Below are 23,534 nucleotides of genomic sequence, written 5' to 3'. Positions count from 1 at the left end.
ACCTTCCTTTCGGGTAAGCCGAAGGCTTGTCACGCCATGGCAAAACGTCGGGCGCATGCTTCAAGACAACTCGAAGCCACCTCCGTGGTCTGTGCGGCGACGGCCAGTTCACGCAGCTCCGGGCTGAGGAACTGGACGCCGATACAGCCGTCCTGAAGTTGCTGGCGTGCGAGGAACAACGCGCCCTCGATCAGGGTCGGGGATGGCGGCAGCGGCATCGCCAGCATGGTTTCGATCGCGATGATCAGCTTCGGCAGGTCATAGCGGCGGGCGGCATGGATAATCGCGGCATCGCCCAGGACCTGCGCCAGGAGGGCGGGTTCGAACGAATGCGCCTCAAGAACTTTGCGCCACTGGCGATGCTCCTGCAGCATATTGTCAAGCAGGTCCGAGACACGCGTGAGCGCCGTCGCGGGGTCTATCGTGCGCCCGGCTATCGCCTCGGCGTCCTGGCCCTCGACCGGCACGCGGGCGAACGTCCGTCCCCGCTGCGCGGCATCGGCGCACGCCGCGGCGGCCCCGTTCATCGACGCTCGTGGTGCCGTCCAATCGCCGGAGACGCCCGTTGCCTCCGGGGTCAACAGGATCGCACTGAGCAGTCCCGCCACATAGACGGTGTGGTAGACATGGCGGAAGGCGTAAGCGGCCGCCTCGTCACCTTGCAGAGCGGCGAACTGGGCCGGATCGAAACTCGGGCTTGGCAGGAATCCGAGTTCTTCAACGACCCCGTTATAAAGATGCCAAGCCAGCCAGACATACGGAGACCACGGCTGCCGCAACAGCGTCGTCGCAATGATGAACTCTATCAGCAGATCGAGATCGTCATTGACGAGGACCCAGGCGACCGCGGCGTCGATGCGTCCGCGCGCCAGGGAGACGTCGACGCAGCATGGCGGCGGACGGGACCCGAAATCGGTCGCATACATAAGACCGTGGGTCACGCCGTAGCCTGTCGAACGGCTCATGCTGATCGGGTGGACGTCCTTCATCAGAACGTTGCTTGGGAAGGCAGCCTCGAAATCCGGCCGGAACCCGAGATTGAGCAGGGATTCCACCCATTCGACCTCCATGGCGCGATAGGGTATGCGCTCGAGCGTGTCGGCCAGTCCGTCCCTGAAAATGTTTCGCAGAATGGTTTGCGTCTCGGCGTCGCCGCGTCCGCGTTGCGCGAGCACGATCTGTGTCAGGCCGAGGGGCGCGGCCATGTGTGGACAACGCAGCAGCAATTCCTTGGTCCGGTTGTCGGTGCTGCATCCTTCCAGGACGTCGACCAACTGCTCGATCAGACCAGCAATTCGCCCCGTTTGCTCGACGCGTGATGCCAAGAGGACAAGGATCGCCGTTTCGGCCAGGACCTTGTCCCGCATCTGAACGGCGTCCTCATTGGGATCATCCGGCCACAGCCTCGAATATCGGTCGAGACTCGGCAGATGCCTGAGCGAAAACTCGAGGACGTCGGCGAGACGGTTGCCAAGCAGCTCTGGATCAATTGTCGGAACCATCTCGCCGAAACCCCGTAGTCGTCCCATTCGCTCGACCAGGCGTCGCTTCTGCGGCGCAAGCCGGCGGCAGGGCTACTCACTCGTCTTCTGGGCACTCGAGCCGAGCTGCTGGCGGATGCCTTGGCCAAGAGCCGACACTTCGCCGATGGATGCGACATTGCCCTTGATCACGAGGCCATATCCGTCCCAGGCAACGACCGAGGTCGCGACCTTGCCGCCTGGGTCGAGCTCGTCCAGCGCGGAGGGCTGGAGGACGGACTTCAGAGAGGTGTCGAGATTCACGATCTTTCGGTCGTGAAGTTCATTCAGAAGGTTTGCAACGTCTCTCGCTTTTGGCATGACTTTCCTCCTGGTGACTGGCTGTTTACCCGCGCTCCGAGGTGGCAAGGGTATTCACAATTCTTCAGTCGAGTGGAGTCGAATGCCATCTATCGGCGCACGGTCATTAAATCATTATCCATATTTATTAGGAGCACTATAGATATTTGAGTAATCTCTAATGAAGGTTGCACAAAAACTACCAAGATAGAGACAAATTCACGTGATATTTGTTTGTATGCACGGAAAATTTAGCTATATTTTTATGCTTCCCTGGCGAGAGCGGAAATCGCGATCTGGCGAACGGGAGATCGTCTCTGGTCTCGGACAATCAGCGGAAAGCGCGCTGCACGACGCGATAGGCGTCAGAGCTCATCTATTGTTGGGCATCGGCCGATACGGTTTTGAAGCCGAAGGATTACCGCCGCTTGCTCTCGACCGCGTCCCAGAACAGGCTGGCGATGTCGGCGCCGCCGAAACGCTGCACCTCGCGCACGCCGGTCGGTGACGTCACATTGATCTCGGTCATGTAGTCGCCGATGACGTCGATGCCGACCAGGATGAAGCCGCGTGCCTTCAGCGCCGGCCCGATGCGGGCGCAGATCTCACGCTCGCGCTCGGTCAGTTCGGTTTTTTCGGCGCGGCCACCGACATGCATGTTGGAGCGGGAATCATGCTCGGCCGGCACGCGGTTGATGGCGCCGACCGGCTCGCCGTCGATCAGGATGATGCGCTTGTCGCCCTTGCGCACGTCCTTGAGGTAGCGCTGCACGATATAGGGTTCGCGGAACAGCTGGCCGAACATTTCGAGCAGGGAGGCGAGGTTGCGGTCGGCTTCCAGCAGATGGAAGATGCCAGCGCCGCCATTGCCGTAGAGCGGCTTGACGATGATGTCGCCGAACTCCTTGCGGAAGGCGGCGACTTCCAGCGGATCCTTGGTGATCAGCGTGTCCGGCATCAAATCGGCAAACTCGGTGACGAAGATCTTTTCCGGGCTGTTGCGCACCCAGGCCGGGTCGTTGACCACCAGTGTCTTCGGATGGATGCGCTCGAGGATGTGCGTGGTGGTGATGTAGTTCATGTCGAAGGGCGGATCCTGGCGCAGCAGCACCACGTCCATCTCCGACAGGTCCGTGCGCACCTTCTCGCCCAGCGAATAATGGCTGCCCTTCTCGTCGCGCACCTGCATCGCCTCGATGCGGGCAAACACCTTGCCGTCGCGCAGCGACAGCCGGTCGGGCGTGTAGTGGAACAATTGATGGCCGCGCCGCTGCGCTTCCAGCGACAGCGCGAACGAGGTGTCACCGGCGATCGACACGGTGGAGATATGGTCCATCTGGACGGCGATTTTCAGCTTCATGGCGGGTCCCCAGCGCAGTCGACGAGAGCGATATAAGGGTCGCCGGGCCTTCTGCCAATCGCGACATCTGAAGATCGGCAGCAGCAGGACGCAACCCCCGCCGGCCTGATCGTGACAAGGCAAGGGGCCGCGTCATCGTTTTCTTAAGCCTTGCCGTACAAGAATGGGCCTCGAATGCCCCAACGGCAGGCGCCGGATGGGGATCCTCGATGGAACAACGACCATGAACGCGCTCACCGCCATTCGCGCCGCCGCGACCAAACAGCTTGAACTCACCATCCTGATGCCGTGCCTCAACGAGGCCGAGACGCTGGCCGTCTGCATCGGCAAGGCCAGGGCCTTCCTCGACAAGGCCGGAATCCTGGGTGAGGTGCTGATCGCAGACAATGGCAGCACCGATGGCTCGCAGGAGATCGCGGCAGAGGGCGGCGCCCGTGTCGTGCCGGTGGCGCAGAAGGGCTATGGCGCGGCACTTCTGGGCGGCATCGCCGCCGCCAGGGGGCGTTTCATCATCATGGGCGATGCCGACGACAGCTACGATTTCGGCGCGCTGGATGCTTTCATGGCGCGCCTGCGCGACGGCGCCGACCTGGTCATGGGCAATCGCTTCCAGGGCGGCATCGAGAGCGGCGCCATGCCGCCGCTGCATCGCTATCTCGGCAATCCGGTGCTGAGCTTCGTCGGTCGCCTGTTTTTCCGCATCAAGACCGGGGACTTCCACTGCGGCCTGCGCGGCTTCAACGCCGAAAGCATCCGCAAGCTCGACTTGCAGACGACCGGCATGGAATTCGCCAGCGAAATGGTGGTGCGCAGCGCGCTTGCCGGCCTGCGCATCGAGGAAGTGCCGACCACGCTCAAGCCCGACGGCCGCAGCCGGCCGCCGCATCTCAGGACCTGGCGTGACGGCTGGCGGCATCTGAAATTCCTGCTCGTCTACAATCCGCGCTGGATGTTCTTCATTCCGGGCGCGGTGCTGTGCGGCCTGGGCACGCTGTTCGCGGCCCTGCTGGTGTTTGGGCCGCTGCGGGTGATCGACAATCTTTCGCTCGACCTCAACACGTTCGTCGCCGCCTGCTTCATGATCATCACCGGCATCCAGCTCATCACCTTCGGCGCCATATCGCGATACTATGCCGAGATCACCGGCATCCTGCCGCGCAGCCGCGGGTCCGACTGGCTGACCAGGACCATCAGCACCGACCGTCTTGCCGCCAATGCCGGCATCTGCTTTGCCGGCGGCATCTTGTTCTGCGGCTATGCGGTAATGCGCTGGGCGCGTCTTGGCTTCGGCCCGCTGAACGATTCGGAAATCCCGCGCATCGTGGTGCTCGGCCTGAGCCTGGTCGTCATTTCGTTCCAGGCCTTCTTTTCGGCATTCCTGCTCGGCGTCCTGGAGATCCCGGTCAAGCGGCTGAAAGCCGGCCAGGCCAGCGGGTCAGCCGAACCCGCCGCGGCCGCCGAAAAATGAGCCGGCTTCTGGAAAAGTTCACCGCGGTACGGCTCGTCCGCTTCGCGGTCGTCGGCATCGGCGCGGCGCTGCTGTTCTTCGTGCTGTCATGGGCCCTGGTGTCGGCCGGCCTGCCGCCATTTGCCGGAAGCGTGATCGCCTACATGCTGGCCTTTGTCGTGGCGTATTCGGCACAGCGTGGCTGGACGTTCGAGGGACAGCACGACCATCGCCGTACGCTGCCGCGCTATCTCGTCACGCAACTGGTCTGCGCGGTGTTTGCAGGCCTGTCCGCCCATGTCGCGGTGTCGGTATTTTCCGCCTCGCCGCTGGTCATGTCGGCCATCATCACGCTCGCCGCGGGCGCGGCGAGTTATGCGCTGTCATCGGCCTGGGTGTTTCGCGACGATCAAAGAGCCGCGTGAAGAGCGGTTCGATCGCGGCCGGCGGCTACCGAAGCAATGCGACGAAGTGCAGGCCTCTGTCGAACAGCAGGTTCGCCGGAAAGGGATAGAGCGCCAGGTCTTCGCGCCAGCTTTGGGCTTTAAGACCAATCTGGCCGAAAATCGTGTCCCATTCCTGCCTGGACAGATAGTTGTAGGGCAGCCTGACATCGTGACCCTTGTTTCCCACCCAGTCCATGAACCGAAGCGTGCTGTAGGCGAAGAGCCCGTCGCGCAAGTGATCCTTGATGACAACGCCCTTGCGGGCGACCCTTGCGGCCTCGGCGACAAGATGGCCGGGATTGTCCGTGTGGTGGAGAACGTCGACGATGGTCACCCAGTCGAACGATCCGGAAGCCGCCGGGATCGTGACGCCGTCGAAAACCTCTACGGGAATGGCCGTACGCGGCCGCACGAAGACATCGATGCCGCGAAACGACAGCCCCGGTTTCCTGTCCATCACCGCCTTGGCGAGCGAACCATCGCCGCAGCCGAGGTCAAGAACGGTGCCTTCGGCGCCCAGCATGGCGCCGACATGTTCGGAGAGGACACGGATGCGGCGTTGGAACACGGCCCGGCCATGGGCCGCATTCAGTAACTTTTTTTCGATCGCCACAACGCTCATGCCAAGGCCCCCCGATCGAACGGCTGTTCATCGTCTGATCCGGACCATATCGGTGAATGGCAAACAAAGCGTTTCGCGGCATGGGATTGCTTGGCGCAAGGCCGATTTAAGGTTTGCGCAGTGAGTTCGCGATAGCTTTCCTCATCAAGAAAGCGCCCAGAGGCCGTGCCGTGACTCCTGCCGATACCATGATCTCCGTCGAGGCCACGCCACCTGCGTCACGGGGCAACGACCTTGCGTTCGCGTTCGTCGCCACGCTGGTGATGGTTGCCGTCAGCGCTCTCGGCGGATTCCGCGACTTGACCGACGCCGGCGGCGACAATGACAGTCTGCTGCGTCTGGTCGAGGTTCGCGACATGCTGGCCGGCCAGGGCTGGTTCGACCTGCATCAGTACCGGATGGGCGTTGAAGGCGGCTTCGTCATGCACTGGTCGCGGCTGGTCGATGCGCCGCTCGCCGCCATCGTTTTCATGGCCTCGGCGCTGACCGGCAGCGTGGCCATGGCCGAGACCATCGCCGAGGTGCTCTGGCCGGCGTTGCTCTTCTGTCTCGCCTTGCTCTTCATCATCCGCGCGGCGCGCAGTTTCGCCGGCGCCGCCGCCGTGCTGCCGTCCGTCGTCATCGGCGCCGCTGCGTTGCATTTCATCGGCATCTTTTCGCCTGGCTCGCTCGATCATCACAATGTCCAGCTGACGCTGACCGTGGCCTGCCTGAGCCTGCTGCTCGAAGCAACCGTGCGGCGATGGGCAGCGCTGCTTGCCGGCCTGTGCGCGGCGCTGACGCTGGCCGTCGGCATGGAAACGGCGCCCTATGTCGCCACCATCGGCGCCTGCGTCGCCTTGCTGTTTGTCGCCGACCCCGGCGGTGAGCGACGGATCGCCAGGGATTTCGGCCTTGGCTTTGCCGGCGTTTCAGGGCTGGTCTTTGTCACCACCGTCGCCCCGTCGGCCTGGGGCCAGCCGCAATGCGATGCCTTCTCGACAGTGCAGTTCGTGGTGGCCGCGTTCGCCGGATGCGGCCTCGCCGCCGTGGCTTCGCTCGGCGTGGCCAACGCCACGATGGGCCGGCGCCTGACGGCGCTCGGCCTGCTTGCGCTCGCGCTTGCGGCCGTCATGGTGCTGCTGTTCCCGCAATGCCTGGCCGCGCCCTATGCCGAGCTCGATCCGCGCCTCGGGCAGATATGGCTCGGCCATATCCAGGAGGCGCAGTCGATCATCCAGCTTGCCTCGAGCGATCCGGGCATGGTGGTGGCGCGTTTCGCCACGCCGGCGGTGGCGATTATGCTGATGGCGCTTCGCCTCGGCCGTGGCGGCTGGCGGCGGCAGGACAGCCTCGTCGGCGCGCTGCTGGTTGTGGCATTCCTGGTCAGCGCCTGGGAAGTGCGCGGCTCGACCTTCTCGATTGCCCTGGCGGTGATCCCGCTTTGCGCCTGGATCGCCAAGTGGCGGCAGCGGGCGGAGGCCAGCCCATCGCGGAGCGCCGTGCTCCGGATGGCGGCGGCGTGGCTGATCTCGGTCAACGCGATCTGGGCGGGCGCGGCCGGCGCGGCGTCAGGCGCCTTCGAAACCGGCGCGGCGGGCAAGGAGCCCGACACCGATGCGCTCTGCCACGCCAAGCCGTCCTTCGCCGCGCTCGGCCATTTGCCGGCGACCACGGTTCTCAGCATCTCCAATCTTGGCTCGCCAATCCTTGCCTTTACCAGCCATCGCGCGCTGGCCGGGCTCTACCATCGCAACGTCGCCGGGAACCTGCTCGCGTTGGACGCGCTGCTGGGTTCCGCCACGGACGCGAAAACGATCCTCGAAAGCCACCATGTCGGCCTTGTCGCGCTCTGCCGCGGCAATCCCGAAAGCCGGCTCTTCGCGGCCAGGGCGCCGGACGGCTTTCTGGGCGGGCTGATGCGCGGCGACGTGCCGGACTGGCTGGAGCCGGTGGCCGAGACCCGTGGCGCGCCGCTCGAGCTCTATCGCGTCAAGGTCAGTGGCTGAAATCAGCACGAAAACAGAGGCTTGACGCGTGGTTTAGCCGGCTTCCCGAAGGTCCGGCTCTCTGCCGCGGCAAGATCGCCGGTGAAAACCGGGCTCCGTCTTCCCGATCATGCCCCGGCCGCGAAAAATCGATTTTCGAGATACGTTTCCTAAAGGGTTTGCTGCCAGTCTCGCGCATAAATTCCGATGTCAAAAACAGGGACACCGATGCAAACTTCGTTTGGCACCGGTCAGGCAAACAGGGAGAGCACGGATCTGGCCTTCACAGATCCGTTGACCGGGCTTGGCAACCATCGCCGCTTCTTCGACAAGGTCGATCGCCTGATCAGCGACCGTGCCGACGATCCCGCGCCCTTCACCGTCGGCATTCTCGACCTCGACGGCTTCAAGCCGATCAACGATCTGTTCGGCCACAAGGCCGGCGACGACATCCTGATCCAGGTCGCCATGCGGCTGCGCGCCTCGATGGACGGCCATTCCACGGTCTGCCGCATCGGCGCCGACGAATTCGCCTTTCTCTATCCGCTGGTGTTCTCCGAGGAAGCGGCGGCGGAAAAGTCCCGCATGCTGATCGAAATCCTGTCGGCGCCCTACGATGTCGGCGAGCGCACCGCCAGGCTGTCGGCCTCGGTCGGCTGCTCGCTGTTCTATTCCGGCGACGAGACCACCGAGATCCTCATCAACAAGGCCGAGACGGCGCTCTACCACGCCAAGCGCTCCGGCCGTGGCCGGGTCGTCGTCTACACACGCGAGATGGAAGAGGCGGCCAAGCGCGTCACCCGCATCGAGCAGGCGCTGCGCCGCGCCGTTTCCGCCGGCGAAGTGGAGCCGCATTTCCAGCCGATCGTCGACCTCACCACGCGCCGCACCATCGGCTTCGAGACGCTGGCGCGCTGGACCGATCGTGATCTCGGCGCGGTGCCGCCGACGGTCTTCATCCCCATCGCCGAGGAACGCGGCATCATCGGCCCGCTGTCGCAGCTCGTGCTGCGCAAGGCGACCGAGGCGGCCCGAAGCTGGCCGAGCGACCTGTTCCTGTCCTTCAACCTGTCGCCCTCGCAGCTCGTCGACCAGAACACCGGCCTGCACATATTGGCGATTCTCGACCGCACCGGCTTCGATCCGCGCCGCCTGGAGATCGAGATCACCGAAACCGGCCTGATGAACGATCCGGCCTCGGCCGCGCAGATCGTCGAGGACCTGCGGCGCGTCGGCATCCGCGTCTCGCTCGACGATTTCGGCACCGGCCAGTCCTCTCTCGGCCGCCTGCGCGAATTCCATTTCGACAAGCTCAAGATCGACCGGGCCTTCGTCTCCTCCATTCTCGACGACCGCCCGTCGGAACACATCATCCGCGCCATTCTCGCCATGTGCGAAGGGTTGGGCATGGATGTGGTCGCCGAAGGCATCGAAGAGGAAGCGCAGGCCGATCGCCTGGTCCAGTTCGGCTGCGCCGGCGGGCAGGGCTATCTCTTCGGCAAGCCGGTCGATGCCGACGCCACGCTCGGCTATCTCCGCGATTCCTTCCGCGGCGCGCTACGCGCCAAGGCGATCTGATCGGCGATTTTCTCGCTGTCGGCCATCGCGGCCTTGCGGCGAGTGCGGCGCATTGTCGTTTTGTCTGACATAAGCCAGCAAATCCGGCTTTTCGCCCTTGCCCGCGCGACTTGCGTGGCTAGGATGCGCGCCGTCCATGCTCGGAGAGAAAAGACATGATGCCATCGGCGGATTTTGCCGACCTCAAGGGCGCCTCGGTGCTGATCACCGGCGGCGGTTCCGGGATCGGCGCGGCGCTGACCGAGGGGTTTGTGCGCCAGGGCGCCAATGTCGCCTTCATCGACATCGCCGAGGGTCCGAGCACGCTGCTTGCCGACCGCATCGAGAAGGAATTCGGCCGCCGGCCGCTCTACCTCAAGACCGACCTGCGCGACATCGAGGCGCTACGCGCCTCGATGGCCAGGGCGGCGGAGGCGCATGGCGATGTCACCGTGCTGATCAACAACGCCGCCTGGGACGAACGACACGCCGTCGAGGACGTGACGGTGGAGTTCTGGGACAACAACCAGGCGATTAACCTCAGGCCACATTTCTTCACCGCGCAAGCGGTGGCGCCGGGCATGAAGCGGGCCGGCGGCGGCTCGATCATCAACTTCACCTCGACATCCTATCTCATCAACCATCCCGACATGCCGGCCTACACCGCCGCCAAGGCGGGCATTCTCGGCCTCACCAAGGGGCTGGCCGGCAAGCTCGGGCCGGACCGCATCCGCGTCAACGCCGTCGCGCCCGGCTGGGTGATCACCGAACGGCAGCAGGAACGCTGGGTGACCGAAGGGGCGCTTGCCGCCCATGTCGCCAAGCAGTGCATCAAGGAGGTCATGCGCCCGGACGACATGGTCGGCACGGTGCTGTTCCTGGCCTCGGATGCCTCGCGCATGCTGACCGCGCAGATGCTGATCGTCGACGGAGGTTTTCTGTGAGCCAGGGGATCGCCAGCAACACTCCGGCGGTCGCCGCGCTCGATTGGGGCACGACCCGGCTTCGCGCATGGCTCATCGACGGCGGCGGCAAGGTGCTTGCCGAGCGCCGTGGCGATGACGGCCTAATCACCGCACGCGAAAAAGGCTTTTCGAACGTTCTGGAAGGCCATCTGGCCGCCCTGGGCGCACTGGATACATTGCCTGTCATCATCTGCGGCATGGCCGGCTCTCGCCAGGGCTGGATCGAGGCGCCCTATGTGACCGTGCCGGCGCCGATCGGCGCCATCCTGCGCGGCGCGGCCCGTATCGAGGGCGAGCGCCGCGACATCCGCATCGTTCCCGGCCTCGCCCAGCGCCTGGCTGATGCGCCCGATGTCATGCGTGGCGAGGAAACGCAATTGGCCGGCGCCGGTTTGCCGGCAAAGGGGCGGCATCTCGCCTGCATGCCCGGCACCCATTCGAAATGGGTGGTGGTCGAGGACGGCGCTGTTGCCGGCTTCGGCACGTGGCCGACCGGCGAGTTGTTTTCGGTACTGGCCGCGCATTCCATCCTCAAACATTCGCTGGGCGAGCATCCGGCACCCGTCACGGCGGACAGCCCGTTCTTCCGGCAATGGTGCGAACGGGCGCTTGGCGAGGGCGGCGACGTCACCTCGAAACTGTTTGCCATCCGCGCCGCCGGGCTGCTGCAGGACCTGAAATCGGAGGATGCGGCGGCCTGCCTGTCCGGGCTTCTGATCGGCGGCGAGATCGCCTCGGCGAAGCGCCGCTATGGCGCCGGCGATGCGCCGGTCGTGCTGATTGCCTCGGGTGCGCTCGCCGTGCTCTACCAGGCTGCGCTCGACCTTGCAGGGCTTGCCGTCCGCACCGTCGACGCGGATGAAGCGGTGCGCGCCGGCCTCATCGAAGCCGCGCGCGAAAACGGCATGATCGCCAGAACCGGAGCCTTGGCATGACCGAGACCGCAGCCTTCCCGAAACTCAAGCGCGGGCTGGTCGCCATCCTGCGCGGCCTTAAACCCACCGAGGCGATTGCCATGGGCCAGGCGTTGTTCGACGCCGGCATCGAGGCGATCGAAGTGCCGCTCAACTCGCCCCAGCCCTTCTCGTCGATCGCCAGGATTGTCCAGGTGCTGCCGAAGTCGGCCCTGATCGGCGCCGGCACGGTGCTGACGGCGGCCGATGTCGATGGCCTGCACCAGGCCGGCGGACGGCTCCTGGTCAGCCCTAATATCGACGCCGAAGTGATGGCGCGCGCCATGCACTATGGCATGGTGACCATGCCCGGCGTGTTCACGCCGACCGAAGCTTTTCAGGCGATCCGGCTGGGCGCCTCGGCCTTGAAATTCTTTCCGGCCAGCGCACTCGGCGCATCGGGCATTTCCGCGATCCGGGCGGTGCTGCCGGCGCAGACCCTTGTCGGTGCTGTCGGCGGCGTTTCGGAGAAGGACTTTGCCGGCTACAAGGCGGTGGGCGTCACGGTCTTCGGGCTGGGCTCCAGCCTGTTCAAGCCTGGCATGAGCGTCGACGACGTCGCCGCCCGTGCGCACGCCGCCGTTGCGGCCTGGGATGCGGTGTTCGGAGACGCATGATGAACGCGGTTTCGGTTTTTTCCGATTACATCTGCCAGCTCGGCGAAGGCCCGAGCTACGATCCGGCCACCGATGCGCTGTTCTGGTTCGACATCGTCAACGGCAAGCTTCTGGAAAAGCCGCTCACCGGCGCGCTGAAAATCCATGAGCTTGGCCAGATGGCCAGCGCCATCGCCATCATCGACGAGCAGCGCCAGCTGATCGCCACCGAGACCGGGCTTTTTGTCCGCGACGTCGCGACCGGCGCGATGACGCTGCACACGCCCATCGAGGCCGACAATCCGCTCACGCGATCCAACGATTCCCGCGTCCATCCCTGCGGCGCCTTCTGGGTCGGCACGATGGCCAAGGACGAGAGCAAGGGCGCGGGCTCGATCTACTGGTTCTTCAGGGGCGAACTGCGCCGCCTGTTTTCGGACATCACCGTGTCGAACTCGATCTGTTTTTCGCAGGACGGGACGATCGCCTACTACACCGACACGTCGACCGGCCTGTTGATGCGCATCGCCTGCGATCCGTTGACTGGCCTGCCGGTTGGCGAATCCAGAGTGTTCGTCGACCACCGCTCGTCGAAGGGCTACATCGACGGTTCCGTCGTCGACCGCGACGGCGTGCTGTGGAACGCCGTCTGGGGCGGCAAGGCGGTGAAGGCCTATTCGCCCGATGGCACATTGTTGCGCGAAATTGCCATGCCGGCGACGCAGGCGTCCTGCCCGGCCTTTGTCGGCGCCAAGGCCGACCGGCTGGCGGTGACCTCGGCCTGGAAGGGCAAGGACGACAAGCAGCGCAAGCTCGACCCGCAGGCGGGCATGACCTTCCTCATCGACATCCCCGTCAACGGCCGGTTCGAACCGCGCGTGCTGATCGCCTGAGCAGGAGCGGCGGCTGATTGTTTTCGCCGGGCGTTGTCACGCAACCGCCCGGCACGGTCGGTTTCGCGAAAGCCGATGGCAGCCGCCGTGCGATGGTAATGCATGTCGTTTCGACGCGACGCGCTCCAAGTCATCGCCCCTGCTGGAATCCCGCTCCATCATGTCAAAGCACAAGCCGAAGCTGATCCTTGTCTACGAGCCGGAAAAGGCCTGCTTCGACCGGCTGCTCGCTGACGGCTTCCCGCCGCAGCGCGCCACCGAGATCTCGTCCTATCTGGCGCAGTCGACGGATATCGCCGCCGACTTCGCGGCACTTGCCGCCGCCTGCTCGGCGCGCGGTCTCGCCTTTGCGCCGGTAGCACTCGACGATGCCGGCGAGGCGCTGGAACGCGCGGATGCTGAGAACACGCTGGTCTGGACGCTCTCCGACGGCATTGCCTATTTCCGTGGCGGCGCCGCGCCGGCGCTCGCCCGGCTCAAAGGATTGCGGACGATCGGCGCCGATGATTCGCTGTTCGCGCTCTGCCAGGACAAGTTCCGCTCCGGCGCCGTGCTCGGCGCGCTCGGCTTGCCGGTACCGCAGGCCGGTCTCGCCCGCGACGGCAAATGGCTGGTCGAGCCGCCGGCCTCCGCCGCCGGCTGGTTCGTCAAGCCCAACCGGCTTGGCGCCAAGATCGGCATCTGGCCGGATTCGCGTGTGGGTGATCTCGGCCACGCGCTGCAGCTTAGCCGGCGGGTCTTCGCCGCCTATCGCGACGATGTCGTCGTCCAGCCCTATGTCGCCGGCCGCAACGTGCGCGCCAGCTTCCTCGGGCTGACGCCGCAAACCGGCACCGAAGCGCTCGGCGTCGCCTTTGTCGATTCAGGCGCGGATTTCCAGACCATGGCGGACAGCATGGCGCTCTACGGCGAAACCGGCGAGGAGGCGAAGGCGGCGGGACTTTATGCCGAACCGCAGCTCGTTGCCGTCGCCGATGTCCAGCCCCTCGCCGACGCCAGGATCAGGGCGATCGCCGGGCGGCTGATCGGCGGGCTCGGCCTGCGTGACGTGTTTTCCGTGGACCTGCGCGTCGAGGCCGACGACACCGTCCACATGATCGAGTTCGAGGTCTGCCCAGGCCTGCCCTGCTTCGACTTCCGCGACTATTGCCGAAAGCAATGGGGCCTCGAGCTGGCGGACGCCATGGCCGCGACGGCGGCGAGCCGGCTGACCAGCCAGCGGCGCTACGGCTAGGCTCAGCCTATATCGGCCGCGCGCCGGCCATGTACCTGTTGTTGTCGAAGGGTTCCGGCTGGTTGTCGGTCAGGCTCCACAGCTGGCGGTCGGTGCCTGGCAAGTCGCCGAGATAGACATGCAGGGCGCCGGAGCGGGCGCTGCCGGTATTGGCGACCGAGTGGATGGTGCTGGCAGACATGTGCACCAGCGCGGGCGCCGAAAAATCCTGCCGCTCCGGCTCGTCGACCTTTTCGCCGGCGAGCGGGTAGATGAAATTGGTCTCGCCGCCGCAATAGATGCCGATCAGCGCGTCCATCAGATGATTGTGCGGCGGGTACTGCACCCCTGGCGAAAGCGTGATGTGGTAGATCGTCAGCTGCGGGCTGGCATGCAGCAACAGCTCATCCTCATCCTCCTCATGGACAAGCCCGCCGAGCGCATGGAAGCGGTTGGTATAGTCGCTCAAGACGGCCTTGACCTGATCGAAGGGATTGGCGCCTGCCGCCGCGTTGACGATATCCTTGATCGCGCGGTAGAGAGGGGAGTCGGCGGGTAGAGGCATGCCACAGCTCCTGACTGAGATGCTCAGTTAGCATGGCTAAGATGGCCAATGTCAAGGCCGATGCAAAGCGAGAGAAGCATGAAGCCGACAAAAGCCACGCCATCGAAATCGGCCGCGTCCGAAGGCGGGACGCCGGCGCTGTCGACGGCGGATCTGCTGCGCAGCGAACAGGCCTACGAACAGCTGAAGAGCGATATCGTCGCTTGCGTCCTGTCGCCCGGTGAAGCCTTGACCGAAAAGCAGATCGAGGCGCGCTACGGCATCAAGAAGGCGACCATCCGTTCCGCTCTTGCCCGCCTCATGCAGGAAGGCCTGGTCAGGAGCGAGCCGCGCCGCGGCTATGTCATCACGACGTTGACCTTGCGCGACGTCAACGAGATCTTCGACGTGCGCGGCCTGATCGAGCCGGAAGTGTTCCGGGTCGCCACGTCAGGCATCACCGAGCGTGGACTGGAGGAGATCAGGCTGGCGGCGAGAAAGGTGCTGAAGCCTGAGACGCTGCGCAGCCCTGTCGCGTTCCTTGCGGCAGACCGTGCCTTTCGCCTGGCGATTGCCGAGCTTTCCGAGAATTTGCGGCTGGCACAGCTTCTCAGCCAGATCCTCGACCAGTCGGAACGGGCGCTCCATCTCGGCTTCAAGTCGCGTGATTTCATGCCGCTGATCGTCGAACAGCAGAAGCAGCTGCTTCAGGCATGCGAGAAGAGCGACGTTCCCGGCATCGTGAAACTTGCCCGCGCGCAGTGCCTTGCCCTCAAGCATCAGCTGGTCGGCGCGCTGCTTGGCGGGGCCAAGCTGCGCGACGTGAACCTGCAGGACTTGGTCTGAAGCAATTCCAGGAAAACTGTGTGGCGCTTTCCTCGGGAATTGCTTCAAAAACAAGGAAGCTAACCCTGCTGGACCGGGATAGGCTTCACGCTCCTTCGACCAGCACGATCTCGCCGTCGGCGACTTTCTGGCGGATGGCGACGGCGCGCTGATATTCCGGCGAGTGGTAGCAGTCATGCGCGATCGCCAGCGATTCGAATTCGATGATCACGTTGCGGGCGCGGCCAGGCCCCTCGGCCAGCTCATGCGCCCCGCCGCGTGCCAGGAATTTCGCGCCAAAACGGTCGAAGGCGAGTTTCGAAGCGGCGATATACTCTTTGTAGCCTTCGGCATCGCGCACATCGACGCGGGCGATCCAATATCCCTTGGGCATTCTTCTCTCCCTTAATTCTATGCAGAGCGCATTTCGTCGAGGATCGCTTGCGCAGCCGCACGGCGGTCGCTTGCCGCGACGATGGGGCGGCCGACAACCAGATGGCTGGCGCCGTTGCGGATCGCTTGCGCCGGCGTCACCACGCGCTTCTGGTCGCCATGGTCGCTGCCCACCGGTCGGATGCCTGGCGTCACCACGGCCATGTCGGGTCCGACGATGCGGCGCACCGCTTCGGCCTCGGCGGCCGAGCAGACGATGCCGCCCATGCCGGCATGCAGGGCCTGTTCCGAGCGCCTCAGCACCAGCGTGTGCGGATCGTATTCATAGCCGACATCGATCATGTCCTGCTCGTCCATCGAGGTCAGCACGCTGACGGCGAGCAGGCAAAGTTCGCTGCCCCTGGCCGCCTCCACCGCCGCCCGCATCGCCTTGGGGTAGGCGTGGATGGTCAGCATGGTCATGCCCATCTTGACGATGTTCTCGACGCCCTTGGCCACCGTGTGGTCGATGTCGAGCAGCTTCATGTCGAGGAAGACCTTGGTCCCGCCGCTGGCCAGTTCCCTGGCGAAGTCGAGCCCGCCCGCAAAGGCCAGCTGGTAGCCGATCTTGTAGAAGGAGACGACGCCGTCGAGTTCTCGCACCGCCTGCTCGGCTTCCCGCACGGTCGGCACGTCGAGGCCGACGATCAGTCTTTCCTGCATGGATTTGGCCTGCATGGATTGGGTCTGCATGGTTGCGGCGATCACGCCTCGATCCGGGTCGACAGCATGCGCGAGGTTTCGATCAGCGTGCGGCATAAATGCTCCATCGATTTGTACAGTCTTTCGTCACGGAAATTGCCGCCTTCGTCGAAGGCGTCGCCGCCGTCCGGGACCGAGCATTCCGGCGTCACCACCTCCATCTGGCAGCGCACCAGCACGGCGCGCAGATGATTTATGCAGCGTATGCCGGCAAAATGGCCGTTGGAGGACGAGCAGAGCCCGGCAACCTTGCCGGCGAGCGGCCTGACCGATCGGCCGCCATCCCGGCGCACCCGGCTCACCCAGTCGATCGTGTTCTTGAGCAGCGGCGGGATCGAGCCGTTATATTCGGGCGTGGCGATCAGCAGCCCGTCATGGGCAATGATCAGACGGCCGAGTTTGACGGCGTTTTCGGGGACACCTTTTTCCTTCTCCAGGTCCTCGTCGAGGATCGGCAAGGCATAATCGGCGAGCGAAATGCGGGTCACCTCGGCGCCTTGCACCGCAAGTTCCTTCTGCGCCACATCGGCGGTCCTGCCGCTATAGGCGCCGCTGCGCACCGAGCCGGCGAAGACGAGGATTTTCGGGATCACTGCCATTGGCCACGAAAGGTAAGGGAGTAGGGGAGTAAGGGAGTACGGCAGTAGGGCATGAACGGTTCGGTTTCCGACGGCTTCCCTACTCCCATACTGCCTTACTCCCCTATTCCCCTATGTTTCACGCCGGTAGATCCACAGCTGCGTCGGCGGGATGTTGCGGAAGATGAAATCGAAATGCTTGACCGTATAGTCGCCGCGGCCGGCCGGGATCGGCGACATCGGGCCATAGGTCAGCTGCACGATCGGGCGGCCCGCCGGGATGCGGTCGAGCAGGCTCTCTATGTAGGCGATGCGCTGGGCGACCGGGAAATTGAGCAGCGGCACGCCGGACACGACGGAATCGAAGATCATCCCGCTTCTCTCGCCAAGCGTGGCGTTGAGGTTGAAGGCGTCACCCTCGATGACGTTGACGCCGGGATAGAGCTGGCGCAGATGGCGCACGAAATCCGTGTTGTATTCGACGGCATAGAGGTTTTCGGGCCGTACGCCCTGGGCGAGGATGGCGCGGGTGATGACACCGGTGCCTGGACCTACCTCAAGCACCGGCAGGCCGGACCTGGGATTGACGATCGAGGCCATCTTGCGCGCGGTGATTGAGCTGGTCGGAACGATCGAACCGACCGTCTTCGGCTTGTCGATCCAGCCCTTGAAGAATTTGAGTTCGTCGTCGAACTTCTCGGCAAGCGCCTTCCGCAGTCCGTGACCACGTGTCATGCAAGCTCTCCTCAAGGCTCCCCGCAAAGCTACTTAACACCTGGTTGACGCAAGGCAAGGCGTTGCGAGACGCATGTCGTGGATAAGATAGATTTCGTCGCGTCTCAAGACATGGTGCGTTTCACCTGACCCCGCGCCGTTCTCGTCTATCAGCGTTCGCCGAAGGACTCGAAGAAATCCTTCATGCGGGCGAAAAAGCCGCTCGATTGGGGCGAATTGTCCTGCGAGGAGAGCTGTTCGAACTCCTCCAGCAGCTCGCGCTGGCGGCGCGTCAGGTTCTGCGGCGTCTCGACAGCGGTCTGGATGTAGAGGTCGCCGACATTGGGCTGGCGCAGCACCGGCATGCCCTTGCCCTTGAGGCGGAACTGGCGACCGTTCTGCGTGCCTTCGGGCACCTTCACCTTGGTCTGGGTGCCGTCCAGCGTCGTCACCTCGAAGGAGCCGCCGAGGGCCGCCGTCGTCATCGAGATCGGCACCTTGCAATAGAGGTCGGCGCCATCGCGCTGGAAGAATTCATGCGGCTTCACCGCCAGGAAAATATAGAGGTCGCCCGAAGGCCCGCCGCGCAGGCCGGCCTCGCCCTCATTGGCAAGGCGGATGCGGGTGCCGTCCTCGATGCCGGCCGGAATGTTGACCGACAGCGAACGCTCCTCGGTGACGCGGCCCTGCCCGGCGCATTTCGGGCACGGATCCTTGATCGTCTGGCCGCGGCCCTGGCATTGCGGGCAGGTGCGCTCGATCGAGAAGAAGCCTTGCGTGGCGCGCACCTTGCCATGGCCATGGCACATCGAGCAGGTCACCGGCTGGGTGCCGGGCTTGGCGCCGCTGCCAGAGCATTCCGTGCAGGAGATCGAGGCCGGCACGCGGATCTGCGCGGTCTTTCCGGCAAACGCCTCTTCCAGCGAGATTTCCATGTTGTAGCGCAGGTCGGCGCCGCGTTCGCGGCCGCCAGACGAGCGGCGCTGGCGCCCGCCCATCATGTCGCCGAAAATATCCTCGAAGATGTCGGCGAAGCCGCCGGCGCCAAAGCCTTGCGCCCCGCCATTCATGCCGCCCTGTTCGAAGGCGGCGTGGCCGAAACGGTCATAGGCCGCGCGCTTCTGCGGATCCTTTAGCGTCTCATAGGCTTCGTTGATTTCCTTGAACTTGTGCTCGCAGGAGTGATCGCCGGGATTGCGGTCGGGATGGAACTGCATGGCGAGCTTGCGGAAAGCGCTCTTGAGCTCCTTCTCGTCGGCGCCCTTTTGCACGCCCAGCGTTTCGTAGAAATCAGCTTTCATTTTTTCCCGCTGTCCGGATGCCCAACGTCTTGATGCATTGTTGCGTCGTTTGCCGGCACGTCGCCTCGATTTAGGATCGGTGCCGCCCGGATGCCAGTGCTGGTAAGCGCCTGTCCGGGTTTTTCTGTCATTTTTTTGGTGAGGCCGCGCACTTTTTCAAAGATGGTTGCAAAAAAGCCCGGCTTTACGCCGGGCTTTTCGCTTTATCTTGCCGTCAGGCGAATCAGGCCGACTTCTTCTTGTCGTCGTCCTCGTCGATTTCCTCGAAATCGGCATCGACCACGTCGGAATCCTTGGCGGCATCCGCCTTGGCGTCGGCTTCCGCCGCTTCCTTCTGCGAGGCCTCGTACATGGCCTGGCCAAGCTTCATCGAAGCTTCGGCAAGCACCTGGCTCTTGGCCTCGATGTCGGCCGCGTCGTCGCCCTCGGCGGCGGTCTTCAGCGCTGCGATGGCATCGGAAATTGCCGTGCGCTCGGCTTCCGAGACCTTGTCGCCATATTCCTTCAGCGACTTCTCGGACGAATGCACCAGCGCCTCGGCCTGGTTGCGAGCCTCGACCACGGCGCGCCGCTTCTTGTCGGTCTCGGCATTGGCTTCGGCGTCCTTCACCATCTTCTCGATGTCGGCGTCCGAAAGACCACCCGAAGCCTGGATGCGGATCTGGTGCTCCTTGCCGGTGCCCTTGTCCTTGGCCGAAACGTTGACGATGCCGTTGGCGTCGATGTCGAAGGTGACCTCGATCTGCGGCACGCCGCGCGGCGCCGGCGGGATGCCGACCAGGTCGAACTGACCGAGCGCCTTGTTGTCGGCGGCCATTTCACGCTCGCCCTGGAAGACACGGATGGTCACGGCCGACTGGCTGTCCTCGGCGGTCGAGAACACCTGGCTCTTCTTGGTCGGGATCGTCGTGTTGCGCTCGATCAGCCGGGTGAACACGCCGCCCAGCGTCTCGATGCCGAGCGACAGCGGCGTCACGTCGAGCAGCAGCACGTCCTTGACGTCGCCCTGCAGCACGCCGGCCTGGATAGCGGCGCCCAAAGCGACGACCTCATCCGGGTTGACGCCCTTGTGCGGCTCCTTGCCGAAGAACTGCTTCACGATCTCCTGGATCTTGGGCATGCGGGTCATGCCGCCGACCAGGACCACTTCGTCGATCTCGCCAGCCTTCAGGCCGGCATCCTTGAGCGCCGCCTTGCAGGGGTCGATGGTGCGCTGGACGAGGTCTTCGACCAGGCTTTCGAACTTGGCGCGCGTCAGCTTCAGCGTCAGGTGCTTCGGGCCGGTCGCGTCGGCTGTGATGAAGGGCAGGTTGATTTCGGTCTGCGTGGTCGACGACAGCTCGATCTTGGCCTTTTCAGCCGCCTCCTTGAGGCGCTGCAGGGCGAGCTTGTCGTTCTTCAGGTCGATGCCCTGTTCCTTCTTGAACTCGGCCGCCAGATATTCGACCAGGCGCATGTCGAAATCCTCGCCGCCGAGGAAGGTGTCGCCATTGGTCGACTTCACCTCGAACACGCCGTCGCCGATTTCGAGCACCGAAATGTCGAACGTGCCGCCGCCAAGGTCATAGACGGCAATGGTCTTGCCATCCTTCTTGTCGAGGCCGTAGGCAAGTGCCGCGGCCGTCGGCTCGTTGATGATGCGCAGCACTTCGAGGCCGGCGATCTTGCCGGCGTCCTTGGTGGCCTGGCGCTGGGCGTCGTTGAAATAGGCCGGAACGGTGATGACCGCCTTCTCGACCTTCTCGCCGAGATAGGCTTCCGCCGTTTCCTTCATCTTCTGCAGGATCATGGCCGAGATCTGGCTGGGCGACTGCTTCTTGCCGCCAGCCTCGACCCAGGCATCGCCATTGTCGCCCTTGACGATCTTGTAGGGGACAAGCTTCTTGTCCTTTTCCGTCACCGGATCGTCATAGCGGCGGCCGATCAGGCGCTTGACCGCGAAGATGGTGTTTTCTGGATTGGTGACCGCCTGGCGCTTGGCCGGCTGGCCGACCAGACGTTCGCCGTCGCCAGAGATGGCGACGATGGAAGGCGTCGTGCGCGCGCCTTCCGCATTCTCGATTACCTTGGGCTCCTTGCCATCCATGATGGCGATGCAGGAATTCGTGGTGCCGAGATCGATACCGATTACTTTTGCCATTTTTCTAGTCTCTCCGCTAAGCAGGCTTTCAGGACCCGTGAAGGCGTTCCGACGAAAGCCCCTGTTCACAAGAAATCCCGTCCGGCAACCGGAGTTCCGGCGCCGCACGGCTTGGCGCGTATATAAGAACAGGCGGCATCGGGCGCAAGCATTCTGCGCAAGGCTTCCGTGAACCTTTCCACCTCCGGCCGCGACTGAGGTCCAGGTGCCGCATGGTGCGGCCCGGAAAGGAAGCCCCCATGACCAGCAACCCAGAGACTCCTGGGTCTCCGGGAACAACAGGAGCTCGGCGCGACCACCGCCTTCGGGACGGGGTCGATGCGCTGGGCTTCCCGCTGATTCCGTTGACCCTGCGTAAGAGCAGGCGTATCGTGACAATGAGGAAAGCAGACAATTCGAGCAGGGAAGAACGAGCCGGACCGCCGCGCCTTGCCCTGGTTCGCGCGGCCCAACCGGAAGTTCCTCCCGTAGACTTCGGGGGGAGTTCCATGTCTTGCGATCACGGCCTGTTCGTGTCTTCTCACACCAGCCGTTTACACCGCCTGATCAAGGCAACCGGCGGACTTCTTGCATTTGCCCTGACCGCCGGCCTTTGGTTTGGCGGCATCGCCAGGGCGCAGGACACCCAGATCATCTACCCCGGTTCGATGGCGGTCACCGGATTTTCCGGCACCGTCATCCCGAATTTCGATGAAGGGCTGCCGCCCGGTGTCGATCCGGTCGACGAAACCTTCATCGACACCACGCGCGCCACCTTGCGCGTTTTCGACGTTTCGCATCTCGGCGGGCCGGCTTCGGGCCAGCTCGTCTTCACGCCGCCGCCTTTCGAGGTGACGGCGGGCCAGATCGGCCAGGTTTTCGGCGTCACCTATGATGACGGCGTGCGCGACGGCGTTCCGTCGGGCATTCCCAACCTCTACGCCGCCGCCACCTCGCTGCACGGCATCCGCATCGTCACGCCCGATACCGACAGCGACGGCAGGCCGGAGCGGCAGCGCCGCGGCACGGCGGGCGCCACCTTCATGGATGGCCAGTTCGGCACCGAAAACGGTGGCGGGCCGGGCACCATCTGGAAGATCGACGGCATCACCGGCCAGGTCGCCAAATTCGCCGATATCGATACCAACAGCGGTCCCGGCATCGGCAACCTCACCTTCGATCCCAATCACCGCCAGTTCTTCGCCTCGGACCTCGACACCGGCCTGATCCATCGCATCGACGCCAACGGTGGGCTGATCGACACGTTCGATCATGGCGTCGCCGGGCGCCCGGCGCACAGTCTGGCTCCGGTCGCCGACGATGGCGCGGTGATGGACATACAGGGCGCCGCCTTCGACACGGAAGACCCCGAGACCTGGGGTTACACCCAGGATGAGCGCCGCGTCTGGGCCGTCTCCTATCATGGCGGCCGGCTCTATTATTCGGTCGGCGAAAAGTCGGAAATCTGGTCGGTGGGCATTGCCCGTGACGGCAGCTTTGCCGGCGACCCGCGCTGGGAACTGACCGTCAAGGCCGACAAGGATTACGCCGTCACCGACATCGCCTTCGACAACAGCGGCTTCATGTATCTCGCCCAGCGCGGCCCGGTCGAAAACCGCTACGATTACAGCCAGTTCGCCGATTCCGGCAAAGGCGAGGTCATCCGCTACTTCAGAGAGAATCCAGACGATCCGGCAACGGAATCGGTCTGGGTGGAAGCGCCGCAGGAATATGCGGTCGGGTTCCCGCAGGGCAACAGGCAGTCGGCCGGCGGCCTCGACTTGCAATATGGCTATGACGCCGACGGCAATCTCGACACCTCGGTCTGCACGCAGACGCTGGTCAACACCGGCGACAAATTGCGCGACAACCCGACGCTTGCCGACCAGCTCGCCGCCGGCGGGCCGCTCGCCGTGCATGGCGTGCAGATCACGCCCAAGGACCTGGTCAAGCCGGCCAACGTGCCGCCCTTCGGCTCCTGGTTCGTCGATTTCGACGGCTATTTCGAGGATCCCGAGGTGGAAGGCCATGTCGGCGACGTCGCCGTCTGGCACCCCTGCGAGGGCCGCGCCGGCTATTATGAAGAAGTCCCGGGCGGCTATCTGCCACCTTTCTACCCGCCGGACTTCCCACCGCCCGGCAATCTGCCTCCCTGTCTCGATGTCGAGGATATCAGGTATTACTGCACGCCTTCGGGCCTCGAGGCCGATCTCTATCTCCATGACCATGCCGGCTTCGGCGGCGATTCGATCAAGGCCCAGTCCAGGACGCCAGGCGTCGGGGTGACCTCACCCATGTCGCATGCGCCCGGCGCGCCTTACACGATCGGCATCACCGGCCACTATCCGGGCGACAGAGTGGATGTTGGACTTTGCTTCTACAGGAAGTCCGACAAGGACAAGGGTGGCTACTACCCTTGCTGCAAGATGACCTTGCCGCTCCGCACCCCAGCCGTCAGCTGCGAACGTTGAGGAGGGGAA

At 64.2% G+C, this 23,534-nt stretch carries 22 protein-coding genes; 11 read left to right on the top strand and 11 right to left on the bottom strand.

Translation table 11 applies throughout. The annotated features are described in order from the left end of the window. Positions 1-29: 29 nt before the first annotated feature. From JG746_RS03805 to gshB, 3 genes are all read right to left on the bottom strand, one after another. Entirely contained in the window at positions 30-1,502 is a 1,473-nt protein-coding gene (locus tag JG746_RS03805; protein WP_202356960.1) for a DUF6895 family protein, read from the bottom strand. A 72-nt stretch (positions 1,503-1,574) separates the two neighbouring features. Then, positions 1,575-1,841 carry a hypothetical protein gene (locus JG746_RS03800; RefSeq protein WP_202356959.1) on the bottom strand — a complete coding sequence of 89 codons (267 nt, stop codon included), beginning with the start codon at positions 1,839-1,841 and terminating at the stop codon, positions 1,575-1,577. Between the two features lie 397 nt (positions 1,842-2,238). Then, positions 2,239-3,180, bottom strand: coding sequence for a glutathione synthase (gene gshB / locus JG746_RS03795; RefSeq protein ID WP_202356958.1), 942 nt, complete (start codon positions 3,178-3,180; stop codon positions 2,239-2,241). A gap of 223 nt (positions 3,181-3,403) precedes the next feature. Between gshB and JG746_RS03790 the strand changes: the two genes are divergently transcribed. Both JG746_RS03790 and JG746_RS03785 read left to right on the top strand, forming a co-directional pair. Then, positions 3,404-4,648 carry a glycosyltransferase family 2 protein gene (locus tag JG746_RS03790; RefSeq protein WP_202356957.1) on the top strand — a complete coding sequence of 415 codons (1,245 nt, stop codon included), beginning with the start codon at positions 3,404-3,406 and terminating at the stop codon, positions 4,646-4,648. Beyond that, positions 4,645-5,052, top strand: a complete 408-nt coding sequence (locus JG746_RS03785; RefSeq protein ID WP_202356956.1) for a GtrA family protein — start codon at positions 4,645-4,647, stop codon at positions 5,050-5,052. The genes JG746_RS03790 and JG746_RS03785 overlap by 4 nt, the downstream gene beginning before the upstream one ends. 25 nt (positions 5,053-5,077) lie before the next feature. Here JG746_RS03785 and JG746_RS03780 read toward each other — a convergent pair whose 3' ends face one another. Beyond that, positions 5,078-5,695, bottom strand: a complete 618-nt coding sequence (locus JG746_RS03780; protein WP_202356955.1) for a class I SAM-dependent methyltransferase — start codon at positions 5,693-5,695, stop codon at positions 5,078-5,080. Positions 5,696-5,865: 170 nt separating this feature from the next. On the opposite strand from JG746_RS03780, the gene JG746_RS03775 reads away from it, so the two are divergent. The 7 genes from JG746_RS03775 (at position 5,866) to JG746_RS03745 (ending at position 13,860) form a co-directional block, all read left to right on the top strand. After that, positions 5,866-7,683, top strand: a complete 1,818-nt coding sequence (locus tag JG746_RS03775) for a GtrA family protein (protein ID WP_202356954.1) — start codon at positions 5,866-5,868, stop codon at positions 7,681-7,683. A 207-nt stretch (positions 7,684-7,890) separates the two neighbouring features. Next, the gene (locus tag JG746_RS03770) at positions 7,891-9,240 is read left to right on the top strand and encodes a putative bifunctional diguanylate cyclase/phosphodiesterase (protein ID WP_095202923.1); all 1,350 of its coding nucleotides are present in this window, start codon (positions 7,891-7,893) and stop codon (positions 9,238-9,240) included. A 155-nt stretch (positions 9,241-9,395) separates the two neighbouring features. Beyond that, entirely contained in the window at positions 9,396-10,163 is a 768-nt protein-coding gene (locus tag JG746_RS03765) for an SDR family NAD(P)-dependent oxidoreductase (RefSeq protein WP_202356953.1), read from the top strand. After that, positions 10,160-11,119 carry a 2-dehydro-3-deoxygalactonokinase gene (locus JG746_RS03760; protein ID WP_202356952.1) on the top strand — a complete coding sequence of 320 codons (960 nt, stop codon included), beginning with the start codon at positions 10,160-10,162 and terminating at the stop codon, positions 11,117-11,119. The genes JG746_RS03765 and JG746_RS03760 overlap by 4 nt, the downstream gene beginning before the upstream one ends. Next, positions 11,116-11,754, top strand: coding sequence for a 2-dehydro-3-deoxy-6-phosphogalactonate aldolase (locus JG746_RS03755; protein ID WP_202356951.1), 639 nt, complete (start codon positions 11,116-11,118; stop codon positions 11,752-11,754). The genes JG746_RS03760 and JG746_RS03755 overlap by 4 nt, the downstream gene beginning before the upstream one ends. Further along, a complete protein-coding gene (locus JG746_RS03750; RefSeq protein ID WP_446721160.1) occupies positions 11,754-12,626 on the top strand; it encodes an SMP-30/gluconolactonase/LRE family protein in 873 nt (290 codons plus the stop codon). Before JG746_RS03755 ends, JG746_RS03750 begins: the two co-directional genes overlap by 1 nt. Before the next feature lie 160 nt (positions 12,627-12,786). Next, the gene (locus JG746_RS03745) at positions 12,787-13,860 is read left to right on the top strand and encodes a D-alanine:D-lactate ligase-like protein (RefSeq protein ID WP_202356949.1); all 1,074 of its coding nucleotides are present in this window, start codon (positions 12,787-12,789) and stop codon (positions 13,858-13,860) included. Positions 13,861-13,867: 7 nt separating this feature from the next. Here JG746_RS03745 and JG746_RS03740 read toward each other — a convergent pair whose 3' ends face one another. Next, positions 13,868-14,404, bottom strand: a complete 537-nt coding sequence (locus JG746_RS03740; protein WP_202356948.1) for an autotransporter — start codon at positions 14,402-14,404, stop codon at positions 13,868-13,870. Positions 14,405-14,482: 78 nt separating this feature from the next. On the opposite strand from JG746_RS03740, the gene JG746_RS03735 reads away from it, so the two are divergent. After that, complete coding sequence (locus JG746_RS03735; RefSeq protein WP_202356947.1) at positions 14,483-15,229, top strand: GntR family transcriptional regulator; 747 nt, start codon at positions 14,483-14,485, stop codon at positions 15,227-15,229. An 85-nt stretch (positions 15,230-15,314) separates the two neighbouring features. On the opposite strand, the gene JG746_RS03730 is transcribed toward JG746_RS03735, so the two are convergent. From JG746_RS03730 to dnaK, 6 genes are all read right to left on the bottom strand, one after another. Further along, a complete protein-coding gene (locus JG746_RS03730) occupies positions 15,315-15,602 on the bottom strand; it encodes a DUF1330 domain-containing protein (RefSeq protein ID WP_019862362.1) in 288 nt (95 codons plus the stop codon). A 17-nt stretch (positions 15,603-15,619) separates the two neighbouring features. Beyond that, the gene (gene pyrF / locus JG746_RS03725) at positions 15,620-16,333 is read right to left on the bottom strand and encodes an orotidine-5'-phosphate decarboxylase (protein ID WP_202359252.1); all 714 of its coding nucleotides are present in this window, start codon (positions 16,331-16,333) and stop codon (positions 15,620-15,622) included. An 11-nt stretch (positions 16,334-16,344) separates the two neighbouring features. Further along, on the bottom strand, positions 16,345-16,941 hold the full coding sequence (locus tag JG746_RS03720; protein ID WP_202356946.1) for an NADPH-dependent FMN reductase: 597 nt from the start codon (positions 16,939-16,941) through the stop codon (positions 16,345-16,347). Between the two features lie 111 nt (positions 16,942-17,052). Continuing rightward, entirely contained in the window at positions 17,053-17,655 is a 603-nt protein-coding gene (gene pmtA, locus JG746_RS03715) for a phospholipid N-methyltransferase PmtA (protein WP_202356945.1), read from the bottom strand. A 149-nt stretch (positions 17,656-17,804) separates the two neighbouring features. Next, on the bottom strand, positions 17,805-18,935 hold the full coding sequence (gene dnaJ, locus JG746_RS03710) for a molecular chaperone DnaJ (RefSeq protein ID WP_202356944.1): 1,131 nt from the start codon (positions 18,933-18,935) through the stop codon (positions 17,805-17,807). A 223-nt stretch (positions 18,936-19,158) separates the two neighbouring features. Then, a complete protein-coding gene (gene dnaK, locus JG746_RS03705; protein WP_202356943.1) occupies positions 19,159-21,075 on the bottom strand; it encodes a molecular chaperone DnaK in 1,917 nt (638 codons plus the stop codon). Positions 21,076-21,287: 212 nt separating this feature from the next. Here dnaK and JG746_RS03700 point away from each other — a divergent pair, with 212 nt between their 5' ends. Next, the gene (locus JG746_RS03700; RefSeq protein WP_202356942.1) at positions 21,288-23,525 is read left to right on the top strand and encodes a hypothetical protein; all 2,238 of its coding nucleotides are present in this window, start codon (positions 21,288-21,290) and stop codon (positions 23,523-23,525) included. Positions 23,526-23,534 lie beyond the last annotated feature (9 nt).

The sequence above is a fragment of the Mesorhizobium sp. 113-3-3 genome (assembly GCF_016756495.1).
In the GTDB taxonomy this organism is placed as follows: domain Bacteria; phylum Pseudomonadota; class Alphaproteobacteria; order Rhizobiales; family Rhizobiaceae; genus Mesorhizobium.
Note: the sequence above shows the minus strand (reverse complement) of the source record. Positions and strands in the feature narration are given on the sequence as shown.

Bases quoted from the DNA above. Each gene is read 5' to 3' on its own strand.
- JG746_RS03805 (WP_202356960.1), bottom strand. From the start codon at position 1,502: ATGGTTCCGACAATTGATCCAGAGCTGCTTGGCAACCGTCTCGCCGAC.
- JG746_RS03800 (WP_202356959.1), bottom strand. From the start codon at position 1,841: ATGCCAAAAGCGAGAGACGTTGCAAACCTTCTGAATGAACTTCACGAC.
- gshB (WP_202356958.1), bottom strand. From the start codon at position 3,180: ATGAAGCTGAAAATCGCCGTCCAGATGGACCATATCTCCACCGTGTCG.
- JG746_RS03790 (WP_202356957.1), top strand. From the start codon at position 3,404: ATGAACGCGCTCACCGCCATTCGCGCCGCCGCGACCAAACAGCTTGAA.
- JG746_RS03785 (WP_202356956.1), top strand. From the start codon at position 4,645: ATGAGCCGGCTTCTGGAAAAGTTCACCGCGGTACGGCTCGTCCGCTTC.
- JG746_RS03780 (WP_202356955.1), bottom strand. From the start codon at position 5,695: ATGAGCGTTGTGGCGATCGAAAAAAAGTTACTGAATGCGGCCCATGGC.
- JG746_RS03770 (WP_095202923.1), top strand. From the start codon at position 7,891: ATGCAAACTTCGTTTGGCACCGGTCAGGCAAACAGGGAGAGCACGGAT.
- JG746_RS03765 (WP_202356953.1), top strand. From the start codon at position 9,396: ATGATGCCATCGGCGGATTTTGCCGACCTCAAGGGCGCCTCGGTGCTG.
- JG746_RS03755 (WP_202356951.1), top strand. From the start codon at position 11,116: ATGACCGAGACCGCAGCCTTCCCGAAACTCAAGCGCGGGCTGGTCGCC.
- JG746_RS03750 (WP_446721160.1), top strand. From the start codon at position 11,754: ATGAACGCGGTTTCGGTTTTTTCCGATTACATCTGCCAGCTCGGCGAA.
- JG746_RS03745 (WP_202356949.1), top strand. From the start codon at position 12,787: ATGTCAAAGCACAAGCCGAAGCTGATCCTTGTCTACGAGCCGGAAAAG.
- JG746_RS03740 (WP_202356948.1), bottom strand. From the start codon at position 14,404: ATGCCTCTACCCGCCGACTCCCCTCTCTACCGCGCGATCAAGGATATC.
- JG746_RS03735 (WP_202356947.1), top strand. From the start codon at position 14,483: ATGAAGCCGACAAAAGCCACGCCATCGAAATCGGCCGCGTCCGAAGGC.
- JG746_RS03730 (WP_019862362.1), bottom strand. From the start codon at position 15,602: ATGCCCAAGGGATATTGGATCGCCCGCGTCGATGTGCGCGATGCCGAA.
- pyrF (WP_202359252.1), bottom strand. From the start codon at position 16,333: ATGCAGACCCAATCCATGCAGGCCAAATCCATGCAGGAAAGACTGATC.
- JG746_RS03720 (WP_202356946.1), bottom strand. From the start codon at position 16,941: ATGGCAGTGATCCCGAAAATCCTCGTCTTCGCCGGCTCGGTGCGCAGC.
- pmtA (WP_202356945.1), bottom strand. From the start codon at position 17,655: ATGACACGTGGTCACGGACTGCGGAAGGCGCTTGCCGAGAAGTTCGAC.
- dnaJ (WP_202356944.1), bottom strand. From the start codon at position 18,935: ATGAAAGCTGATTTCTACGAAACGCTGGGCGTGCAAAAGGGCGCCGAC.
- dnaK (WP_202356943.1), bottom strand. From the start codon at position 21,075: ATGGCAAAAGTAATCGGTATCGATCTCGGCACCACGAATTCCTGCATC.
- JG746_RS03700 (WP_202356942.1), top strand. From the start codon at position 21,288: ATGGTGCGGCCCGGAAAGGAAGCCCCCATGACCAGCAACCCAGAGACT.